Consider the following 19,518-nt stretch of genomic DNA (forward strand, 5'->3'; position numbering starts at 1 on the left):
TTATGTCGGGGCTCACAGCCGAGATAAAGGAGGCTCCACTTGCTGTACTGCTGCCATGGTGTCCCACCTTCAAAATGTCAGCATCAACATTGTAACCTGCTTTCATTATATCATTCTCTGCTTCTAAACCAGCATCACCCATGAGTAGAAATGATACCTTTCCATCTGTTACTTTGAGAATTATGGAGTTCTGGTTAAGATCATCAGAGTAATAAGAAGTACCGGGATTTAGAACTTCAACATCAATACCTGATGCGAAATTAATCTTGTCTCCTCTTTTAGGGGTTTCAAAGGGAATATTCTTCTTATCAATAGTGGTCAGCATGTTCTCATATGTTTTGGAAGTGTAAGGATATCCGCTATCAATAAAATGATCAACCTTGAAGTTATTGAGAACATCATTCATGCCACCAATATGATCAGAATGAGGATGTGTTGCGACTACATAATCCAGCGTGGAAATTCCTTGGTTATGCAAGTAATCTGACACTACTTCTCCCTTGTCGCTTTCTCCTGCATCAATTAACATGGATTTATTTCCGTATTTAATCAGAATCGAATCTCCCTGTCCAACATCTAGGAAATGGACAGTTAGATTTTGACCTGATGGAATACTGGCATTTTGAGTTGTTGTTTTTTCTGTTGATGCTTGAGCAGTTGGAGTAGGTTGTTCTGTTGCGTGTGTATTTTCTGAAGAATTTGTTTTATACTCAGTACAGCCGGCTGCAACAAGTACTAAAAATAAGCAAAAAACGATGACAAGAATTTGGGAAGATTTCATAATAATAAATAGAATTTGTAGATATTAGAAAGTTGCATTAAGCCTACCCAAAAGCTATAGAATCCATGTTTCTAATAATCCATTTCCCACTATCTGCTACCATATTCCCATATTCTATCAGGTCATCTATTACTTTTCTTTTCAGAAAGAATGATGTCTCAGGCAAGATTTGTCTTGCAAAATAGTTAGAAGTATCAAAAGCTGAAAGCTCGTTCTCTTTCGCATATTCAAAAAAAGCCTGCTTTATTATCTCAACTTATTCTTCTTCTGTTGTCATCTTATCACACAAGGCATAAAATAAAAAGATCCCCACTCCTCTTTATGTTTAGTCTTTTTACCTTTCTAATTTAGTTTTTACTTACTTTTTTACTGTTATATAATTAGACATAGTTTTGGTATTACTTCCCTTAGCATTCTTTACTGTTAAGCTAACAGTATATTTTCCTGCTTTACTGTATTTATGTACAGGGTTCTTGGCTGTTGAATAAGTTCGATCTCCGAAACTCCACTTCCATGAAGTTGGACTATTGGCACTCTTGTCGGTAAACTGAACCTTTAGTGGGACTTTTCCAGACCTTGGGGAAGCTGAGAATGCAGCAACAGGCAGTTTTGGCTGTGGTACTTCAACAGTAGCCATATAAATGTCGCCGTATTCATAAGGACCAGAACCATATTGCCATACTATGTTGTTACCGTAAATAGCAGGATAGTAAGCTGATCCATTGGCGCTGATTTTCATTTTTTGATTAGTGGAAATATCATACATATAGATACCATGATTTACCCCACCGTCGTCATCTCCACCATCATCCTCCCATACTATCCTGTTACCATAGATAGCAGGATATCTCTGATCATCTGGACTGCTGGTTATCTGAGTTTCCTTTTTAGTGGATAGATCATACATGTAAATATCAGCGTTTCCACTGCGTTGATCCTCCCATACTATCCTGTTACCGTAAATGGCAGGATGGTATACTGATCCTTTCGAGCTAATTTTCATTTTCTTCTTGGTGGAAATATCATACATATAGATACCATGATTTACCCAACCGTCATCCTGTCCACCATCATCCTCCCATACTATCTTGTTACCATAGATAGCAGGATATCTCTGATCATCTGGACTGCTGGTTATTTGAGTTTCCTTTTTTGTGGAAAGATCATACATATAAATATCAAGGCTTGCATTGCGTCCATCCTGCCATACTATCTTGTTACCGTAAATGGCAGGATCGGATGCGTACCCGCTGCTGGTTGTAATCTGAGTTTCCTTTTTAGTGGAAAGATCATACATGTAGATATTCCAGTTTTCGTCGCGATACTCTGACCATACTATTTTATTGCCGTATATAGCAGGTTTCCCTGCGTCTCCACTGGCACTTATCTGAGTTTCCTTTTTAGTAGAAAGATCGTACATATAAATATTGTAGTTTCCACTGCGTCCATCATACCATATTATCTTATTACCATAGATAGCCGAATTGTATGCTGATTCACTGGTACTTATCTTAGTTTCAGTAGTCTGAAGCGAGGCGATTTTCTCTGCAGTTGCCAGCGCTGTAGACGGAGCGTAATTGTCTTTTATAGTGACGTTTCCAGTATTTATGGTGACGTTTCCAGTATTATTGTCAGTAGCTGCTAATGCCGTAGATACCAAAAGCAAGATTAGAGCTATTGAGACAAAACTTATTTTACACAGAGTCTTTGTTTCATTCAATATTTCCCATCTCTTATTTTTAATACGGGAGCTTTGGCTCCAAAAATCAAGTTTTAATACTAGTATTTATATTTTGTTTTTTTAACTCTAGCATTTATAAAAATTTAATATATTATAAATTTATGTCTAATATAAACTTTATAAAATCAAATATACTTAAAAATAAAAAATTTGTTAATATTAAAAGAAGAGTCTCAAACATATGCCGTCATAACGGTCTAATTACTCAAATAAGCATAATTATGTCGTATTGAAGTAAATACTCCTTCACGTTACCCTGTAATACGATTTTTTGAAAGTAACCTTTGTTTTTCGATACAGTTATCTGGTAAGTGATTGATATTTTTACCTCGGCTTCCTATCCGATTTACTGTCTATATAAAAGGAAGCTATAGTTTAGATATTCAAATAGATATACGAAGAGGCGAGGGTTCACTTCATCCCCAATCTAAAGAACGGGGTATTCGTGACCCTCTGCGCTCCCGTTGTAATAAACATTATTATATATTAAGAAATATAATACGCTATATGATAATTCTTGCTTGAAGATTGCCCTGACTTAGTGTATATGTGAGTAACAGTTTTCATTTTATTATGAAAATTAGAATATTTTTTCAAGCCGTAGAAAATTCTTGAGGTAAACAATATAGATAATTATACTAGTTTTCAGCTTACAATATAGGGAATTTTAATAGAATTCCAGGTAGAATTTGGAGTTTCGGGGGGCGTATGAAGATAGTAGTAGCAGATCCAATATTCCTTACGGAAGAGTATGTAAAGCGGCTCGAGACGTTGGGTGAACTGAAAATATACGACAATGTGCCTGCATCTCATGACGAGTTCGTTGAGAGAATAAAGGATGCAGACGTTGTAATAGTGGGAAGATACGGCGTTAACGCCAGGGCCATAAGCTCTGCTCCCAGGCTAAAGATGATTTCCCTGTGGCAGACCGGCTTCGACAATGTGGATCTGGAGGCAGCCACCGAGTACGGAGTAATCGTATCAAACGTTCCCAGTTATGCCTTTGACTCGGTAGCGGAGTTTGTTTTTGCCTTATCTCTCAACCTTCTACGAAAAATCCATCTCGCGGATATGAATCTGCGAAAGGGATTATTCGGTTGGAAGTACTATGTGGGAAACCAGCTCATGAGCAAGACCTTAGGCGTGCTCGGGACAGGCGAAATAGGTAAGCGAGTGATACAAATTGCACATGGATTCAATATGAACATACTCTCTGTTACGGCTCACCCAAGCCCCGAGAGGACAAAAGCTCTGGGGATAAAGTTCGTGGACCTGGACACTCTGCTCTCGGAGAGTGATATAGTTACACTACACGTGCCACTGACGCCCGAAACTGAGCATATGATAGGCGCGCGAGAACTGGCAAAAATGAAGCCTACCGCCATACTGATCAATACCGCAAGGGGAAAAGTGGTCGATGAAGCTGCTCTGATAAAAGCTCTAAAGGAAGAAAAAATCGCTGGAGCAGGGCTTGATGTCTTTGAAAAGGAGCCGCTACCTATGGATAGTCCTCTGTTAGAGATGAATAATGTGGTGCTGACCCCGCATATTGCCTTCCTGTCTGAAGAATCTTTAGATGAGTGTACTTACATGACTGTTGAGAACGTGGAGATGTTTACTAAGGGTGAACCCCAGAACGTGGTGAAATCGCAAGCCTTTTAAAAAAAGGCTTGAGCGAAAACCCCCTGAGCGAAAACCCCCTATTAGTATCGTGGTCACAACCTTTTCAAAAAATGTCTTAAGGGAATTCAAAAATTTCTTAATTTATTCCATTCTACCAATATCTAGTGTAATGAGAAACTCAGTCTCATTAACCTGAATTACGTAAAGAATTTGTGGCAAACCGGACATATTCTTATTCAATCTATTCAATCCTACAGGATTTCAGAAAATTATTATGTTAATTATATGTTAAATTATTATGTAAAGCTATACGGAGATCGAAAACATGACTCAAGAAACTATCAAAGTTGAAGGCATGTCCTGTATGCACTGCCAGTTGAGAGTTAAAAAGGCAGTTGAAGCTGTAGAAGGTGTACAGAGGGTGGACGTAAACCTTCAGACCAAACAGGTAACTGTTGATTATGAAGAAGGGAAGGCAAATCTCGAAAAGGTCAAGGCTGCAGTTAGGGAAAGCGGGTATGAGCCCGTTTAATATAATAATCTCACGCAAACAATATCTGGTACTGGTTTCAAAGAATATATAGTAAAAGGTACAAGTTTTTACATATGGGTGATGTGCCTGTTTGAGAAATACAATTGTGCTACGGGGGTGAACATATAGGGGAGACAACATTTATAGTAGACGATCTGGTATGTAGGTACTGCAGGGATATGGTTACAAGACTCGTTACCTCTATCAACGGGGTTTCCAGAGTAAACATCAATATTCCTGAAAGAACCGTAAATGTGGCCTATGACAGCCGGATAACTGATGCGTATGTCATACAGATGACCTTGCTTAAAGCTGGCTATAAAACCGTAGAAGAGCCCGGAAGAATGTTTTAAACGCCGAGCAGTCCTGAAAAATCTGGATAGCCGCAGATCCGATGGAAGTTACTATTAGAATCTACGGCATGACCTGCGTTTATTGCCATAAAAGAATAGCGGATGCTATTTTTTCTCTTGATGAAGTGAAAACTGCTTAAGTTCTAAACGGACTTTAAAGAAATTTTTAAACGAATTAAGTTTTGAAAGGGTTCTTAAACAGATGGAGTCTTAAAGGAACTTTTAAACAAATTGAATTTTGAAGGGATTTTAAATTTAAGAAGAATATGGTTTCTGAAAGACACCATCCATATAATCAAGCAGTTATATTTTCTCTTTCATACATACAGTCATTTTGAGGGAAAAATCGTGTTTTTGCAGGTGGAATAACAAAGTTCATGATGCGGATTACCCCGTTTTTCTGACCATTGTATTAAAGGAATTACTGCTTCACAAAGCTCTTTTCCATCGTCTGTCAAAAAGTATTCAACCCTCTGAGGTATCTCGGGAAATGCTTCTCTTTGGATCAGGCCTTCTTTTTGGAGCTCTTTTAACAGGTATGGTGGATAAAATGATACAAACGGCCTTACATGTCCCCCCGATGTTGATGAATTCGAATTACCTGGTCTAAAGGAAAAGCCCTCAAAAAAGATCAGGACACCAGGAATTGAAGAATGCTATGCATGGATGGAATGTAAACTAGATCATACCCTTGAAGAAGTATACAATGGCTTTCCTTACGCATTGATTCTTGGTAAAGTAGTGTATCTTGAGGTGGAAGATAGTATATATAACAAAGAAAGCGGTTCCTGGGATTTGGAAAAAGCTAAACCATTAATGATGATAGGATCAGATAAGGGGATGCATTTCTGTACTGTTAACGATATTGGTAAGTTCGAGCCTTATGGAGCTATGTTTGAGAGTGGTAAAGATCCGCTAGCCTTGATGTATAAAAAAGAGAAGAGGCAAGAGTGTAAGTAAACAGCGGAAGATTATAATGAATTAGAAAAAACACGAATTCAAAAAGCTCGTGTTTTAAACTGCTGAGAATCTAATATTATTATTGTTTTCTCAGTCATTATTGTTTTCTCAGTCATTATTGTTTTCTCAGTCATTATTGTTTTCTCAGTTAGTACTGCACAGTTTAACTGAGAAAACAACGTTCTCCGGTACATTGATTTCTATTGATAGCTAATTATATGCTTAGTTTAAGCCCCGGAACCCAAGGAGCTAGTTTTGAAACCATAATGATTCAGCGTGAGAAATTCGTAGAATCAGATATATGATTTTAAAACTTGGAAATTCGAGGTTCAATAGCTTGATTTTATATTAAAAAAGTTTTATGCTTATAGTTGGAGAGAGAATATATGACTCAAGAAACTATCAAAGTTGAAGGCATGTCCTGTATGCACTGTCAGATGAGGGTTAAAAAAGCAGTCGAAGCTGTGGAAGGTGTACAGAAGGCGGACGTAAACCTTCAGACCAAACAGGTAACTGTTGATTATGAAGAAGGGAAGGCAAATCTCGAAAAGGTCAAAGATGCGGTCAGGGAAGCCGGATATGAACCCGTTTAAATGCAGTCTCGCGTTAGTAATATCTCTTAATGGTTTCAAAGATTATTATACTAAAAGTACAAGCTTTTACAGATAGATAAACGGGGTTTCCAGAGTAAATATCAATATTCCTAATATCAATGTTCCTGAAAGAACCGTAAATGTAGCCTATAACAGCCGGATAACTGATGCATATGTCATATAGATGACCCTGCTAAAACTGAATATAAAACTGTAGAAGAGCTAGGAAGAATATTTTAAACGCCGAGAGGTCCTGAAAAATCTGAATAAGGCGGCAGATCCGATGGAAGTTACTATAAAAGTTTATGACATGACCTGTGGTCACTGCCAAAAAAGAGTAGCGGATACAATTTCGTCTCTTGAGGGGGTAGAATCCGTTGATGTAAACCTTGAATCAGAAAGTACGACGGTTAGCTTTGATTCTGAAAAAGTAAGCCTGGATGATATAAAGTTAGCTATTCGGAAGGCAGGATACTCAACAGAAAGCGAAAAAGAAGCTCAGGAAGAGGCTGGGACAGAAATTCCCGACATAACAGAGATCGAAGGGGCAACTTCAAAAACTGCGGAGCCGATTTTAGAGGGATCAAAGGAACCTGAAGGGGCTCCTCAAACCTGTCCCCTGACTGAAACGTGCGAACTGCCAGAAAAGGAACCAAGAATCTCAGGCCCGAAAACAGGAAGAAAAGAAATCACGCTTGGAGTTTCCGGCATGACCTGTTCGGCCTGCGCCTCAAATATTGAGAGAGTACTGAAGAAAAAAGCAGGTGTGCACTCAGTAGTCGTTAACCTTGAACTTGGAAGGGCTAAAGTTGGTTTTGATCCCTCGCTTATTTCCCCAAAAGACATTGAAGACGCCATTGAATCTATCGGATACAAGGTCGAAAAGGATAAGATTACACTCAATCTTGAAGGAATGAGTTGTGCCTCCTGTGCTGCAAATATTGAAAAAGTTCTTAATAAAACAGAAGGTGTGATTTCAGCTTCAGTAAATTTCCCGCTTGAAAAAGCAGTTGTAGAATTTGATTCAGCCCGGATTTCTGTCAGAGAAATAGTTTATACAGTTCAGGGAATAGGCTATGGGGCATCTGTTAAAACTGAAGCTGTTGAGTATGAGGACAGAGAACAAATATCCAGAGACGCTGAAATAAGGAGGCAGAGGAATAACCTGATAATTGCTTTTGTACTGGGGATTCCTGTAGCTCTCGGGAATATGAGTATGGCGTTTCCTTTCCTCATGACATTTACTCCTCATTTCCTCACAGATCCGGTCGTACTTTTTATATTGTCTACTCTTATCCTTCTTTTTCCAGGAAGACAATTTTTTGTCGGGACTTTCAAAGGTTTCAGACACGGCGTAACTGATATGGATTTACTAATTGCCGGAGGAACTGGAGCAGCTTATTTGATCAGCGTTGCATCTACATTTTTTGATATGGGACCGGGATATGATACTCTATACTACGACACTGTAGCTTTGCTCATACTTTTCATTGTCCTTGGGAGATACCTTGAGGTTAGAGCACGAGGCCGGACTTCCGAAGCCATCCGAAAACTAATGGGGCTCAAGGCAAAAACATCAAGAATCATTGTAAACGGCGTAGAAAAAGAGGTTCCTGTAGAAGAAGTAACAGTTGGTGATACTGTTGTTGTTCGGCCCGGAGAAAAGATTCCTGTTGACGGAGTTGTTGTGGAAGGCAGTTCGGCAGTAGACGAGTCTATGCTCACTGGAGAGAGCATTCCTGTGGAGAAAAGCCCAGGTGATACAGTCATCGGATCTACCCTGAACAAAACGGGATCTTTCAGGTTCAGGGCTACAAAGGTTGGAGGTGATACTGCCCTTGCTCAGATAATCAGGCTTGTGGAGACTGCACAAACCACCAAAGCTCCAATACAGAGGGTTGCAGACGTTTTTGCTGGTAACTTCATAGTGTCTGTTCATATTCTTGCCCTTTTGTCTTTCTTTTTCTGGTTTTTCATAGGTTTCTGGCTCTATGGAGTAGGGGAATCCGCCCTTTATGGAGGAATTAGTCCTTTCCTCTTTTCACTGCTCATATCTATTACTATCCTCGTAATCTCCTGTCCATGTGCAGTTGGGCTTGCAACTCCTGCAGCTATTATGGTTGGCACTGGTAGAGGCGCAGAAAACGGAATCCTTATAAAAGGAGGAGAAGCCCTTGAAATGGCGCATAAACTTGATACCATAGTTTTTGACAAAACAGGAACTCTTACGGAGGGCGCTCCAAAGCTTACAGATGCGTTTGCAGTTTCAGGTCATGAGGAAAAAGAGTTACTCTTTATTGCAGCGACAGCTGAAAGAGGGTCTGAACATCCTCTTGGAGAAGCTATTGTAAAAGGGGCTGAGGACAGGAAAATCAGCTTTGGAAAGGCAGTAAATTTCCGTTCCATTCCTGGAAAAGGAATAGAAGCTCAGCTTGAAGAAAAAAGAGTTTTACTAGGCACCCGCAAACTAATGGAAGAAAACAGAATTTCTTTCAAGGAACTGGAAACTAAAATGAGCGAATTTGAGGAAAATGGGAAAACTGCAATGCTTGTGGCTTACGGGGATGAAATCATAGGTATTGTTGCAGTTGCCGATACTCTTAAAGAAAACTCTAAAGAGGCAATTGAAACCCTAAAGAAAATGGGCATTGAAATAGTTATGATAACTGGAGATAACGCTGTTACTGCCGGTGCAATAGCAAAAGAAGTAGGTATTTCTAGAGTACTTGCCGAAGTGTTGCCTGAAGATAAAGCAAATGAAGTTAAGAAACTTCAGGACGAAGGTAAGCTTGTTGGGATGGTGGGAGATGGCATTAATGACGCTCCTGCGTTGATTCAGTCGGATGTGGGAATTGCAATGGGAGCGGGTACTGACGTGGCAATGGAATCTGCAAAAATTGTCCTCATTAAAAATGACTTAAGAGATGTTGTTGCAGCCCTTAAGCTAAGTCGGCTTACTATCCGCAAAATCAAGGAGAATCTCATATGGGCTTTTGGATATAACACGATAGGAATCCCAATTGCAGCCGGCATTCTTTATCCCTTTGTTCACAGGATCCTGATTACACCTGAACTTGCTGCCGCTTTTATGGCACTCAGTTCGGTCTCAGTGACTACCAATTCCCTGCTAATGAAAAGAAGCAAGCTTTGAGCAAACGGCGCAGACTGCTTCAGTTTTAAGATTTAAAAAAGAAAAATTTAATAGAATAACTAAACAGGAGAGTTAAAATAGGAGAGTTATATGGTAAAATTCGGTTCCACAGATAACAGGCCAAAAGTAGTACTTCTTCTAAGTCTTGCCACTTCGATAGTGCTTGATATCCTTTTCCTTTCCGGAGCTCTTTTAACCAATATCTCAAGAGGAGAAACGGCCTACACCCATGTAGACATGGCTGCAGGTTCGATTTTTGTTTTCGTGATTTCCATGATAATCTCACTGTCGCTCTGGCCCAGAGTTGCAGATTGGGTTGAAAACAGGGAGACGAATAATGGAATCCCAAATTAATTATTTTTGGGAGTGCGGTTTTAGGTTCCAGAATCGATGATTCCCAGTATGGAAGATGAAAACAGAACTTATTCCGGAACGTACGCACTTCCAGTAAGAAAACTGGTACAGGAAGCGATCTCTTAAGAAGTCATACACTGGTACAAACAGCTAGCTCTTAAGAAGTTATACTTATCCTGCGTTAAAGAAACTTGCCTGATTAAAATTGACCAATACCCTCACCGGAATTAACCAATACAGGATAAACGCTTATCAGTAACTTATTTAAATGCAGTAAATTTGTCTTTTAATGCATTGCATACGGGACACCTGTCGGGTGCTTCTCCTTCAAGGGTATATCCGCATACCTCGCAAACCTGGATAGGACCAAGATCAATGTCTTTTCCTGAATTTACCCTCTCTAATGCTCTCTCGAAAAGCTGTTTATGCAGTTTCTCACTGGCATATGACCATTCAAAACTTCTTTGTGCGCCTTTTTCTCCCTGGAATTTTGCTACTTCAATGTATACAGGATACATTTCCTCAATTTCAAACGTCTCGCCAGCAATGGCCAGTTTAAGATTCTTCACGGAATTTCCAGGGCCAAAAGCTGCCATGCTGTTTGCGACAAATCCTCCATCAAGATGTCTTAACTCCCGGTAATGGTCTCCTGCATGTATATATTCCGCATGAGCAATTGCATGAAATAAGCGGGCTACATTATTATATTTTTCTTTTTCGGCCTGATTTCCAAAATGTAGATATCTCATATGTGCCTGACTTTCTCCTCCGAATGCGTTGATAAGGTGTTGTTCTGTCATCTTCTTCATTTGAAAACCTCTTTTAGTGAGACTGAGTTTTTGTACTAGGACTTACGCAGTTGAGGAAAAAATCAAGTACGAGAAGGTCTCTCAAGAAGATCCTTATTTAAACCAGTTAAGGTTTATGCTCTTGAAGTTTAATGTTACTGGTTTTACGGTTCAACTGCGTGAGTCCAGGTTACCTTACTCGATTTTGACTTCCACTGCATTTTCAAAAGGCTGCTGATAAGGTACTGTGACTTTAAGTATACCGTTTGAGTACCTAGCCACAGCCTTTTCCGGAACTACCGGGCAACAGACTGCGTAACTGTCCGCATATTCAACCCCTTCCTTGGTGGCTTTTACGTAAAAACCGTCTTCGGTAATCTTAAAAGAAATATCTTTCTTGTCCACTCCAGGTAGAATTACCTCAACTTCAAGATTTTCGTATTTGTCGTCAGGATATGCACATATAGATGGTGAGACTTTTAAAGTGTCTGCCATAGAATTACCCCCAAAGAACATTATTAATTAATATATTTATATATTTTCATTCGGTTAAGTAATTTGTTAACGTTAAACATGTAAATGTAGTAGCGTTTGATCGCGCCTGTTTTCGGGATTTTGACTGGATTCAAGTTCAAACTAATACAAACAAAGTGGCGTTTAGTTGCTCCTTTTCTTCTGGGTTTTGACCGGAGACAAGTGCAAATTAATTGGGAAGGAACCTCGGTCTATTTAATTTCCTTATTGAGAATCCTATTCTTCTGAAAATCTGTATTTGAAGAGATTTCAAATACAGACTACATAAGGTCAGAAGCCCGATAATATATGCTCAGAAAACATTTATATAAAACACAGACAAATAATGTAAGAATAGAAAACTGTCATATAGTGCGGATCGAGACTGAAAACTGTCATATAAAGTAGATCGCACAAGACATCTCAAACAAGACATCTCAAACAAGACATCTCAAACAAGACCAGGTTATATTATATTTTCTAAGGTAGGGAACTTTTAATACATCCCTGGAGATCATATCAATTGCTATTTTCATGTAAAATTATTTCATAGAAGCTTTTTCCAGATTGATAATTTAAAAGCGAGTGTTTATACATGAGGGAATCCGTCAGAAAAATCGGGCTTATAGGAGCCGGCCTTTGGGCAATAACCGAAGATAAGATAAATGAACTTGTAAAGGAGCTTGTTGATAAAGGAGACATCAGTAAGGAAGAAGGCAAAAAAGCTATTCAGGATATGCTTGAAGAACGAAAAAAACAGAAACTTGATCTTGAAAAGAAAATCTCTGAGAAAATCCAGGAATCAATTTCAAAAACCGACGCCTTTACAAAAAAAGATATGCATGAACTTGAGTCCAGAATAGAAACGCTGGAAGAAGAAATTCAAAGAATCAAAAACAAAGAAAAAATGTTTTTTAAGTGAAAACGGTTTTTTAGTAGCTTTTCACTTCTTTCCTTTCATTTTAACTCTTCAATTTCTATCTCTTCTTCAGGACTTGCCTCTTTAAGCAAGTCTTCAAGATCTGCCATATCAGTATCAACCTCCTGGAATTCTGCCTGTGTAAGTTCCATATTCATATCTGTAGCTGGTGCCCCATTCCCTGCCCCGACGGCGTTTGAGTTTACTCCTGACTTCTCTATTTCAGATGTACTATTCCCGACACAACCGGATACTGCAAGCCAGATAATTAAAGCTGACAGTACAAGCAGGTGAACGAATTTAACCATTTTCTACCTCCTGAATTCTGTAATTTTTATTTCAATATATTTTCCAGTCTCATCCCCTGAGCTAGACTCTTTATTAGAAACCTTAATTCTTTTACAGGGATAACATTTACAATCCCTTAATTATTGGGGGTTACATTTAGAATTAAAAGCGTTATTTTTGGTTATTAATTACACTAAACTTAATATTAACGATGTTGCCTTTAACATTAGTGATGTTAAATTTAAAATTAACAGCGTTACATTTAGATACAAACACTATTGTATTTAAATATTGACTACGTCTGCTATATTTAGAGCTATTCCCAAAACTCAAAATTACTTTCCGGAATTTTGAATTTGGATTAATCAATTGAGTTCCGGATCATGAAAATAATTATGGAATTCTCATTTATTTGAGAATAAAGTTGGTTTTGGGATGGCTTCTTTCAGTATTGATTGTAGTTTTCAGGCTGCTTTTTACCTAGTACTGAGATTCTGAAGTAGATTCATAAAAATCGATTTTTGAGTAGATCCGAAGATCACGGACTTTTCCAGAAAATAAGGAATTGACTTTGGAATCGAAGCACTAGATTCTATTAGTTTTTAGCCTCAGTTCCGTTACCCATTTCTGTTTCGTAATTTTTGAGCTCGCCGAAAATTTCTCTTAGCAACTTGTTAGCTTTATTAATATCATTGAGGGACTGACGAAGGTAATTATTCGCAGTTTGCATATCTTCCCGGGTTACATTCTCACCACTGTATAGGGAATCTGCCATTAATTTCTTCTCCTGTGCGGATTTAATATAAGAAGTGTAACTGGCAAGTTTGATCTCAAGTTCAGCTGTATCAACGCCGGCCTCTTTCAGATCCTTGACTTTTACTTCAAGTCTTTCAGAGAGGTTTTCGGATTTTTCAAGAAATTCTCCAATTTTCTCGCTTACAATCTGCCCTGCGCCTGAAAGGCTGATTTTCTCGGCATTATTCCATATTCCACGTACGGACCTAACCACGACCAAAAGTTCTTTCTGGCTTGACGCATTAGCAACGTTTGCCTTCTCAACTTCAAGCAATTTTATCTCTTCATCTATGGCAATAACTTTTTCGCCGGTTCTATTCCCGTTTGAGGATGCCATATTGCTCTCTACATTTGAAAGGTGAGCTATCATATAATCAATACTTGATTTAAGGTAGAACTTTGTGGCATTTAGAGCTTCTTCGGAGTTAGGGTCAAGTTCTTTTGCCCGAATACGGTTCCTTATTTTGAGAAAATCTCCTTTTGCTTCATTGTACTCTTGCTTATGAAACTGGAGTTCTTCCTCGAATTGTTTTCTTTCCTCTTTGTATTCGGATACTTTATTTTGGTTTTTTGTGCTGAAATTCTTCTGCTCTTCTTTCACATCGGATTTAGAACTGCTGGCATCACTCACGTTGTCAGTTTCATTGTACGAACCGAGGGTATCTTCACGCATATACTGGTTCTGATTGCCATTTCCATGTTCAGAAGAGTCTCTGGTAGCGAGGGAGCTTCCTGGTAGTAAACTGAGCAAGGTTAATATGATTGTAAAACAAGCCAGATCTTGAATAATTCTTGATTTTTTCATCTGACTGCCTCCCTTTGTAAGTTATTGCAATGTTATATGGATTAGGTAAATATAATTATTCTTTTCGGAATTGATCTCATTAACAGGCAGATATAAGCTTTCAAGCTTGATGCAATGCTTGACTCCTTGACAAAGCTTTAATATGATTTTATTTTTGCCTTTTCTATCAAGAAAAGTACTCTATCAAGAAAAGTAAAAGATTTATGCTAAAAACCCATTTAACATTTCGTGAATTTTAGAAAGCTATGCAGTTTCTCACTTGTTTTCTTTCTCATTATGGTCTTACAGGGAAATGCAATCGCGGCCACAATTCACGGGACAGTCTACGAGTGGGATACCTTTAAGCCTCTTAATAACTCAGTTGTAGAGATTAATTCTACCCCGGAACAGAATATTATTGCAACGGATTCTGAGTATTCGTTCAATCTAACCCCCGGAACCTATAAAATAAATGCCAACTATCTTGAAGGAAACAGGGTCGTTTATACAGCACAGGAAAAAGTTGTGATCTCAGGTGAAGGACAGTATAGATGTGATCTTCTTCTCTTCCCACCTTCTCATGAAGAGCTTCTGGACCAGGGTAACTTTGAAGCCCCTAATCTGGATTATGAAGAAACAGAGCCTGTATCCCAGGCAAACTCTCAATATGCCGTTTTAGCTCCTGCTTTCCTGGTTTTCATAGTCCTGCTGCTAGTCCTGCTGCTGGCAGTCTACCTGTTAGGAAAGAAGCATGAAAGATTGACAAAGCCTCCTTTTCCTGAGGGTTACCAAAAGCCATACCTGCTGGAGTCTGAAAACTCCATAAAAAATGCAATATTTTCTGAAGAGGTCGAAACCGATTCATCAGAAAACGTTATTGAAATTTCGGAACTGAATTCTGAGCAATTTGCTGAAAGGTCTGAAGGAACATCCAGTACTGGCAAATCTTTACAGCAGAACAGGCCTACAGAAGAGGTTCAGAATATCTCGAATCCTCCTTTATATGAGAAGAAACCGAATAAATCGAGTTCCGAAATAAAGGAACATTCAAAGCTCAATCTTCCTGAGGATCTCAGGGAAATTCTGGAGATGATCCGAGCTAGTGGAAACCGAATTACCCAGAGAGAACTGCGAAAAAAATCCCCCTATTCGGAATCCAAAGTCAGTCTTATGCTCTCGGATCTTGAGGAGCGCGGGCTAATTGAGAAATTCAAAAGAGGAAGGGGAAACATAATCCGTATTCCGGACGTACACATATCCAAGCAGAAAAAACATGAAGGCAAGAAGGAGTAAGCGGATATTTACCCTAAAGTCTTTTTTGAAGGGCAATAAACAGTAAACTATATAACTTAATTCACTGACTAAGCAGCAGAAAAGGTTAACAATAGAGTACGTGGTATATTTGAGCACCCTTTTTGATCTCTTATTCCCAGAATTGCTTACCGATATAAATGTGCTAATCGCATACGAGTAATAGGGCCCTGCTCTGCAGGAATGGATTTGAAACTCGGGTTATGAAATTCAGTTTCAAGAGGATATATGGCTGGATTGAAACCGGATATCCTGATATACCACTTCAACCCTGACAGTAAGTTGTTTAATAATGCGTGAATGAACATTGTAGATTGGTAAAATTATTATTTAAATTGCATAAGGGATTATTAAAAAATGTACGAGGGACAACATGCGAGTTTCCATGGACATTGAATTAAAAGATGTACCCGGGCAGATGCTTTTAGCCCTCCAGCCCCTTTCGGAATGTAAGGCTAACCTGATAACAGTAGTACATCACCATCAGAAGAGAACCCCTAGAAAAACAGTACCTGTAAAGCTTGTACTTGAAACCAAACCTGAAAGCATTGAAACAATAAAGGCGAAGCTTGAAGAAAACGGAATTAGAGTTGTAAGAGTCGGTGAACACCGTTTCAGGGAAAGCATAAATGTGGTGCTCATAGGGCATGTGGTACATACCGGGATCCAGGATACTATTGATGAGATTGACAGAACAGGATTTGCTGAGGTTGTGGATCTTTCCCTTTCCATGCCCGGTATCAATATGCTTTCTTCAGCCCTCATAAGAATCGATGCTGTTGGTAAAGAGGATTTGCACAGGGCACTCGCCATTCTCAAAGAGGTCTCGGCAAAAAAAGACCTGCTTATGGTTCTTCCAATTGAGATTCAGGCCTGAAAAATAGTTTTAGGAGATTTGAAAACATGAAAACAGTGTGCTGTTCCATTATCGGGTTCGGTGCAATCGGACAGGGTGTGGCTGAAGTACTACTTAAGAAAAAAGAGTATCTGGAAAGTATCGGGCTGGAAGTAAAAGTGGTTGCTGTTGTGGACTCAAAGGGCGCAACTGTCAATCCTGAGGGTGTGGACCTTGCTGACTGCCTTTCTAGAAAGATGACAGGTGGAACGGTAGCCCTTGAGAGTATCTCTGGAGTTGAGGTTATCCAATCCGTAGCTCATGAACTTGTAATCGAGACTACCCCAACGAATATACAAACTGGCGGAGCAGGTCTGCAGAACATGTTTGCGGCCTTCCAGACTGGAAAAGATGTTATTACCTCCAATAAAGGGCCTCTTACCCTTAAGTACAGGGAACTCATGGAAGCCGCAAAGTCAGCAGGCTCTCATTTCAGGTTCGAAGCGACAGTCGGCGGGTCTATGCCTATTATCAACCTGACAAACGAGGTGCTTGCAGGCAATAAGGTTAAAAGTATCAAAGGAATTCTGAATGGGACCTGTAATTATATCCTGACAAGAATGCTAGAGGAAAGGGCAAGCTACAATGACATTCTAGCCGAATCCATGCAACTTGGTATTGCTGAAACCGACCCTACATATGATGTGGAAGGAATTGATACAGCCTGCAAACTCGTTATTCTTGCCAATGCAATTTTCGGACTTGATGCTACTTATAACGACGTTGAAGTTACGGGAATCACGAAAGTTACCCCTGAAGCCCTTGAGATGGCTTATGAAAGAGGGCATGTGATCAAGCTGATAGGAGAGGTCAGCAGGGAAAGAATTCATGTATCCCCCAGACTTGTACCTATCAACCATCCTCTTGCAGTCGGAGGGACCCTGAATGTGGCGTCGGTAGATACCGAACTTGCAGGAGAAATTACGGTTACGGGTAAGGGTGCAGGCCCGATTGAAACCGCAAGTGCGATTCTCAGCGATCTGATCGCAATTTACGAGAATTGATAGGTTAAGAATTCAGATTAGGAATTCAGGTTAAGAATTCAGGTTAAGAATTTAAGTTTTGCCCGAATTCGAAAAAAATAAAATTAAAAAGCCGCGTTGATCATGACAAGTTTCAGGGAATTTGCAGAAACCTGCCAGGCGATTGAAAAAATCTCGAGTACTATTGATACTACAAACCGGGTTGCTGACCTTCTTAAAAAGGTTGATGTCGAAGAGCTGCCCATTGCAACTCATTTTATTATGAGTGAGGTTTTTCCTGCCTGGAGTGGAGAGCAATTGGGAATTGGCACAAGCCTGCTGTATGTTTCCCTTTCCAGAGCCTCTGGAATGTCGGTAAAAAGCATAGAATCTCTTATCCGAACTACCGGAGATATCGGAGATACAGCCCTTCTTATCCTCAAGGAAAAAAGGAAAAATCAGGTCACTTTTTCTTCTTTTCTCGAAGAGCAGCCCGAGCTCTCAATAACCGAAGTTTATAATCGTTTTAAAATCGCCTCCGAAGCCTCAGGGAAAGGCTCACAGGACATTAAAATAAAGAACCTTCAGTTTCTCTTCAATTCCTCGACCCCAAGGGAAGCAAAGTATATTTCCAGGCTTGCGCTTGAGGAACTCCGCATAGGCGTCGGAGAAGGTGTTGTAAGGGATGCAACTGCAAAGGCTTTTTCCGTGCCTGCTGATGTAGTTGAGCACGCTTTTATGGTTACGAACGACCTAGGGATAGTTGCTGCAACTGCCAAGGAAGGCGGGATGGAAGCCCTGGGACACCTGGGAATTGAAATCAACCGCCCGATCAAGATGATGCTTTCACAGATCAGCCCTGACGTAGTTGCTGACATAAAGGAAATGAAGGAGGCTGCGATCGAATGGAAATTCGATGGAGCAAGAGTCCAAGTCCATAAGGCTGGAGATTCGGTTACGCTTTTTTCACGAAAGCTTGAAAATGTTACAAATTCCCTCCCTGACCTTGTAGAGATAATCCGCAAACACGTAAAGGCCGAATCTGCAATCCTTGACGGAGAAGCCGTCGCAGTGGACGAGAATGGTAAGCCCAGGGCATTCCAGGAGATCCTTAAGCGTTTCCGGCGCAAGTACGACGTGGAGGAAAAAGCACTTGGCATTCCTATTCAGCTCAACCTGTTTGACATCATGTACTTAAACGGCAAAACTCTGATCGATCTGCCCCTGATTGAGCGGCGAAAAGCGCTTGAGTCCTGCGTGGAAAGTTCAATCGAGGATTCAAAATCCATCTGTGTGGACAAACAGGTAATAACCGGAGACCTCGAGCTTATAGAGAAGATCTATAGGGAAGCCTTAGAAGCCGGGCATGAAGGTGTCATGGTTAAAAATCCGAATTCGTTTTATTCCCCTGGCAAGCGCGGCAAAAACTGGCTTAAGAAAAAGCCTCTTATGGAAACCCTTGACCTTGTAGTGGTTGGAGCCGAATGGGGCTTTGGCAGGCGTGCAAATCTCATAGGTTCTTACACAGTTGCCTGTTATGACCCAGAAACCTTGCGTTATCTTCAGGTCGGCAAGGTGGGTACGGGCCTGACCGATGACCAGCTAAAGGAGCTCACAGAGATGCTTTCCGGGCTCATGGAAGGCGGAGAAGCAGGCGGTGTATTTGCAATCCGGCCGAAGATAGTCCTGGAAATTGCCTTTGAAGAAATCCAGAAGAGCCCCAACTATGATTCGGGCTTCGCGTTACGTTTTCCACGCTTTATCCGCATCCGGGACGATAAAGACCCCGAAGAAGCCGATACAATCCAGAGAATTGGAAAGGTATACAGCCAGCAGTTGAAAAGGCTTTAAAAGGTGGTGACTGCCGTTTTCTTTTTGCGGCAATCACATTAAATTTTAAATATTCTTTTTTTAGAATGGTTTAAAACTCTTGTCCTCCTTGCTTGGTAAGTATTTTCTTTTTAGTTAGAGGCAAGGAACTTATTTGTCACTGCTTGTTTTCCATCTTTTCCTCAATCTACAGTGTTACGACAGGAAGTACACCTTATATTCGTACCCTGTTGAGCACAGGCATAATTCATTATACATTCAGGATGAAGTACCGAGTTTTGATCTTCTGCATCAAAATTATGGGGAAAATTATGGGAAACTTCATACTGAACAATGCTATCATGT

19 protein-coding genes are annotated in these 19,518 nt (G+C 39.9%); 12 read left to right on the top strand and 7 right to left on the bottom strand.

What is annotated here, in order from left to right; genetic code table 11:
* A partial coding sequence (locus tag BP621_RS12925; protein WP_292390613.1) for an MBL fold metallo-hydrolase occupies nucleotides 1-781 on the bottom strand: 781 nt, incomplete at its 3' end.
* Between the two features lie 358 nt (nucleotides 782-1,139).
* Entirely contained in the window at nucleotides 1,140-2,501 is a 1,362-nt protein-coding gene (locus BP621_RS12930; RefSeq protein WP_292390615.1) for a PKD domain-containing protein, read from the bottom strand.
* A gap of 729 nt (nucleotides 2,502-3,230) precedes the next feature.
* On the opposite strand from BP621_RS12930, the gene BP621_RS12935 reads away from it, so the two are divergent.
* The 3 genes from BP621_RS12935 to BP621_RS12945 all read left to right on the top strand — a co-directional run bounded on the left by BP621_RS12935 (nucleotide 3,231) and on the right by BP621_RS12945 (nucleotide 5,030).
* On the top strand, nucleotides 3,231-4,184 hold the full coding sequence (locus BP621_RS12935; RefSeq protein ID WP_292390617.1) for a 2-hydroxyacid dehydrogenase: 954 nt from the start codon (nucleotides 3,231-3,233) through the stop codon (nucleotides 4,182-4,184).
* A gap of 286 nt (nucleotides 4,185-4,470) precedes the next feature.
* The gene (locus BP621_RS12940; RefSeq protein WP_292390620.1) at nucleotides 4,471-4,677 is read left to right on the top strand and encodes a heavy-metal-associated domain-containing protein; all 207 of its coding nucleotides are present in this window, start codon (nucleotides 4,471-4,473) and stop codon (nucleotides 4,675-4,677) included.
* Nucleotides 4,678-4,781: 104 nt separating this feature from the next.
* Nucleotides 4,782-5,030, top strand: a complete 249-nt coding sequence (locus BP621_RS12945) for a heavy-metal-associated domain-containing protein (RefSeq protein ID WP_292390621.1) — start codon at nucleotides 4,782-4,784, stop codon at nucleotides 5,028-5,030.
* A 329-nt stretch (nucleotides 5,031-5,359) separates the two neighbouring features.
* On the opposite strand, the gene BP621_RS17125 is transcribed toward BP621_RS12945, so the two are convergent.
* Entirely contained in the window at nucleotides 5,360-5,677 is a 318-nt protein-coding gene (locus tag BP621_RS17125; RefSeq protein ID WP_349682082.1) for a helix-turn-helix domain-containing protein, read from the bottom strand.
* Between BP621_RS17125 and BP621_RS12955 the strand changes: the two genes are divergently transcribed.
* The 4 genes from BP621_RS12955 to BP621_RS12970 all read left to right on the top strand — a co-directional run bounded on the left by BP621_RS12955 (nucleotide 5,661) and on the right by BP621_RS12970 (nucleotide 10,088).
* Nucleotides 5,661-5,990, top strand: coding sequence for a flavin reductase family protein (locus tag BP621_RS12955; RefSeq protein ID WP_394339308.1), 330 nt, complete (start codon nucleotides 5,661-5,663; stop codon nucleotides 5,988-5,990). The two genes, BP621_RS17125 and BP621_RS12955, sit on opposite strands and share 17 nt — an antisense overlap.
* A gap of 386 nt (nucleotides 5,991-6,376) precedes the next feature.
* Nucleotides 6,377-6,583, top strand: coding sequence for a heavy-metal-associated domain-containing protein (locus BP621_RS12960; RefSeq protein WP_292390626.1), 207 nt, complete (start codon nucleotides 6,377-6,379; stop codon nucleotides 6,581-6,583).
* A 283-nt stretch (nucleotides 6,584-6,866) separates the two neighbouring features.
* Entirely contained in the window at nucleotides 6,867-9,734 is a 2,868-nt protein-coding gene (locus BP621_RS12965) for a heavy metal translocating P-type ATPase (RefSeq protein WP_292390629.1), read from the top strand.
* 90 nt (nucleotides 9,735-9,824) lie between these two features.
* Nucleotides 9,825-10,088 carry a hypothetical protein gene (locus BP621_RS12970; RefSeq protein ID WP_292390630.1) on the top strand — a complete coding sequence of 88 codons (264 nt, stop codon included), beginning with the start codon at nucleotides 9,825-9,827 and terminating at the stop codon, nucleotides 10,086-10,088.
* Between the two features lie 260 nt (nucleotides 10,089-10,348).
* On the opposite strand, the gene BP621_RS12975 is transcribed toward BP621_RS12970, so the two are convergent.
* Both BP621_RS12975 and BP621_RS12980 read right to left on the bottom strand, forming a co-directional pair.
* On the bottom strand, nucleotides 10,349-10,897 hold the full coding sequence (locus tag BP621_RS12975) for a rubrerythrin family protein (RefSeq protein ID WP_292390633.1): 549 nt from the start codon (nucleotides 10,895-10,897) through the stop codon (nucleotides 10,349-10,351).
* 174 nt (nucleotides 10,898-11,071) lie between these two features.
* Nucleotides 11,072-11,371, bottom strand: coding sequence for an Hsp20/alpha crystallin family protein (locus BP621_RS12980; protein ID WP_292390635.1), 300 nt, complete (start codon nucleotides 11,369-11,371; stop codon nucleotides 11,072-11,074).
* Nucleotides 11,372-11,984: 613 nt separating this feature from the next.
* On the opposite strand from BP621_RS12980, the gene BP621_RS12985 reads away from it, so the two are divergent.
* Nucleotides 11,985-12,311, top strand: coding sequence for a phasin family protein (locus BP621_RS12985; protein WP_292390636.1), 327 nt, complete (start codon nucleotides 11,985-11,987; stop codon nucleotides 12,309-12,311).
* Nucleotides 12,312-12,346: 35 nt separating this feature from the next.
* Here the strand turns inward: BP621_RS12985 and BP621_RS12990 are convergent, their stop codons facing one another.
* Together BP621_RS12990 and BP621_RS12995 are read right to left on the bottom strand one after the other, a co-directional pair.
* The gene (locus BP621_RS12990) at nucleotides 12,347-12,616 is read right to left on the bottom strand and encodes a hypothetical protein (RefSeq protein WP_292390638.1); all 270 of its coding nucleotides are present in this window, start codon (nucleotides 12,614-12,616) and stop codon (nucleotides 12,347-12,349) included.
* A gap of 575 nt (nucleotides 12,617-13,191) precedes the next feature.
* The gene (locus BP621_RS12995) at nucleotides 13,192-14,196 is read right to left on the bottom strand and encodes a chromosome segregation ATPase (RefSeq protein ID WP_292390639.1); all 1,005 of its coding nucleotides are present in this window, start codon (nucleotides 14,194-14,196) and stop codon (nucleotides 13,192-13,194) included.
* Between the two features lie 276 nt (nucleotides 14,197-14,472).
* On the opposite strand from BP621_RS12995, the gene BP621_RS13000 reads away from it, so the two are divergent.
* The 4 genes from BP621_RS13000 (at nucleotide 14,473) to BP621_RS13015 (ending at nucleotide 19,194) form a co-directional block, all read left to right on the top strand.
* Nucleotides 14,473-15,468 carry a helix-turn-helix transcriptional regulator gene (locus BP621_RS13000; protein WP_292390641.1) on the top strand — a complete coding sequence of 332 codons (996 nt, stop codon included), beginning with the start codon at nucleotides 14,473-14,475 and terminating at the stop codon, nucleotides 15,466-15,468.
* Between the two features lie 391 nt (nucleotides 15,469-15,859).
* Entirely contained in the window at nucleotides 15,860-16,363 is a 504-nt protein-coding gene (locus BP621_RS13005; RefSeq protein WP_292390644.1) for an amino acid-binding protein, read from the top strand.
* Nucleotides 16,364-16,389: 26 nt separating this feature from the next.
* Nucleotides 16,390-17,385 (top strand): homoserine dehydrogenase, encoded by a 996-nt coding sequence (locus BP621_RS13010; protein ID WP_292390646.1) that lies wholly within the window; start codon nucleotides 16,390-16,392, stop codon nucleotides 17,383-17,385.
* Nucleotides 17,386-17,487: 102 nt separating this feature from the next.
* Complete coding sequence (locus tag BP621_RS13015; protein ID WP_292390648.1) at nucleotides 17,488-19,194, top strand: ATP-dependent DNA ligase; 1,707 nt, start codon at nucleotides 17,488-17,490, stop codon at nucleotides 19,192-19,194.
* Nucleotides 19,195-19,518 lie beyond the last annotated feature (324 nt).

Source organism: Methanosarcina sp. UBA5 (genome assembly GCF_002505485.1).
In the GTDB taxonomy this organism is placed as follows: domain Archaea; phylum Halobacteriota; class Methanosarcinia; order Methanosarcinales; family Methanosarcinaceae; genus Methanosarcina.

Coding starts and splice junctions, on each gene's coding strand:
- BP621_RS12980 (WP_292390635.1), bottom strand. CDS start 11,371: ATGGCAGACACTTTAAAAGTCTCACCATCTATATGTGCATATCCTGAC.
- BP621_RS13010 (WP_292390646.1), top strand. CDS start 16,390: ATGAAAACAGTGTGCTGTTCCATTATCGGGTTCGGTGCAATCGGACAG.
- BP621_RS12960 (WP_292390626.1), top strand. CDS start 6,377: ATGACTCAAGAAACTATCAAAGTTGAAGGCATGTCCTGTATGCACTGT.
- BP621_RS12965 (WP_292390629.1), top strand. CDS start 6,867: ATGGAAGTTACTATAAAAGTTTATGACATGACCTGTGGTCACTGCCAA.
- BP621_RS12995 (WP_292390639.1), bottom strand. CDS start 14,196: ATGAAAAAATCAAGAATTATTCAAGATCTGGCTTGTTTTACAATCATA.
- BP621_RS12940 (WP_292390620.1), top strand. CDS start 4,471: ATGACTCAAGAAACTATCAAAGTTGAAGGCATGTCCTGTATGCACTGC.
- BP621_RS13015 (WP_292390648.1), top strand. CDS start 17,488: ATGACAAGTTTCAGGGAATTTGCAGAAACCTGCCAGGCGATTGAAAAA.
- BP621_RS12990 (WP_292390638.1), bottom strand. CDS start 12,616: ATGGTTAAATTCGTTCACCTGCTTGTACTGTCAGCTTTAATTATCTGG.
- BP621_RS12985 (WP_292390636.1), top strand. CDS start 11,985: ATGAGGGAATCCGTCAGAAAAATCGGGCTTATAGGAGCCGGCCTTTGG.
- BP621_RS13000 (WP_292390641.1), top strand. CDS start 14,473: ATGGTCTTACAGGGAAATGCAATCGCGGCCACAATTCACGGGACAGTC.
- BP621_RS12975 (WP_292390633.1), bottom strand. CDS start 10,897: ATGAAGAAGATGACAGAACAACACCTTATCAACGCATTCGGAGGAGAA.
- BP621_RS12970 (WP_292390630.1), top strand. CDS start 9,825: ATGGTAAAATTCGGTTCCACAGATAACAGGCCAAAAGTAGTACTTCTT.
- BP621_RS12935 (WP_292390617.1), top strand. CDS start 3,231: ATGAAGATAGTAGTAGCAGATCCAATATTCCTTACGGAAGAGTATGTA.
- BP621_RS13005 (WP_292390644.1), top strand. CDS start 15,860: ATGCGAGTTTCCATGGACATTGAATTAAAAGATGTACCCGGGCAGATG.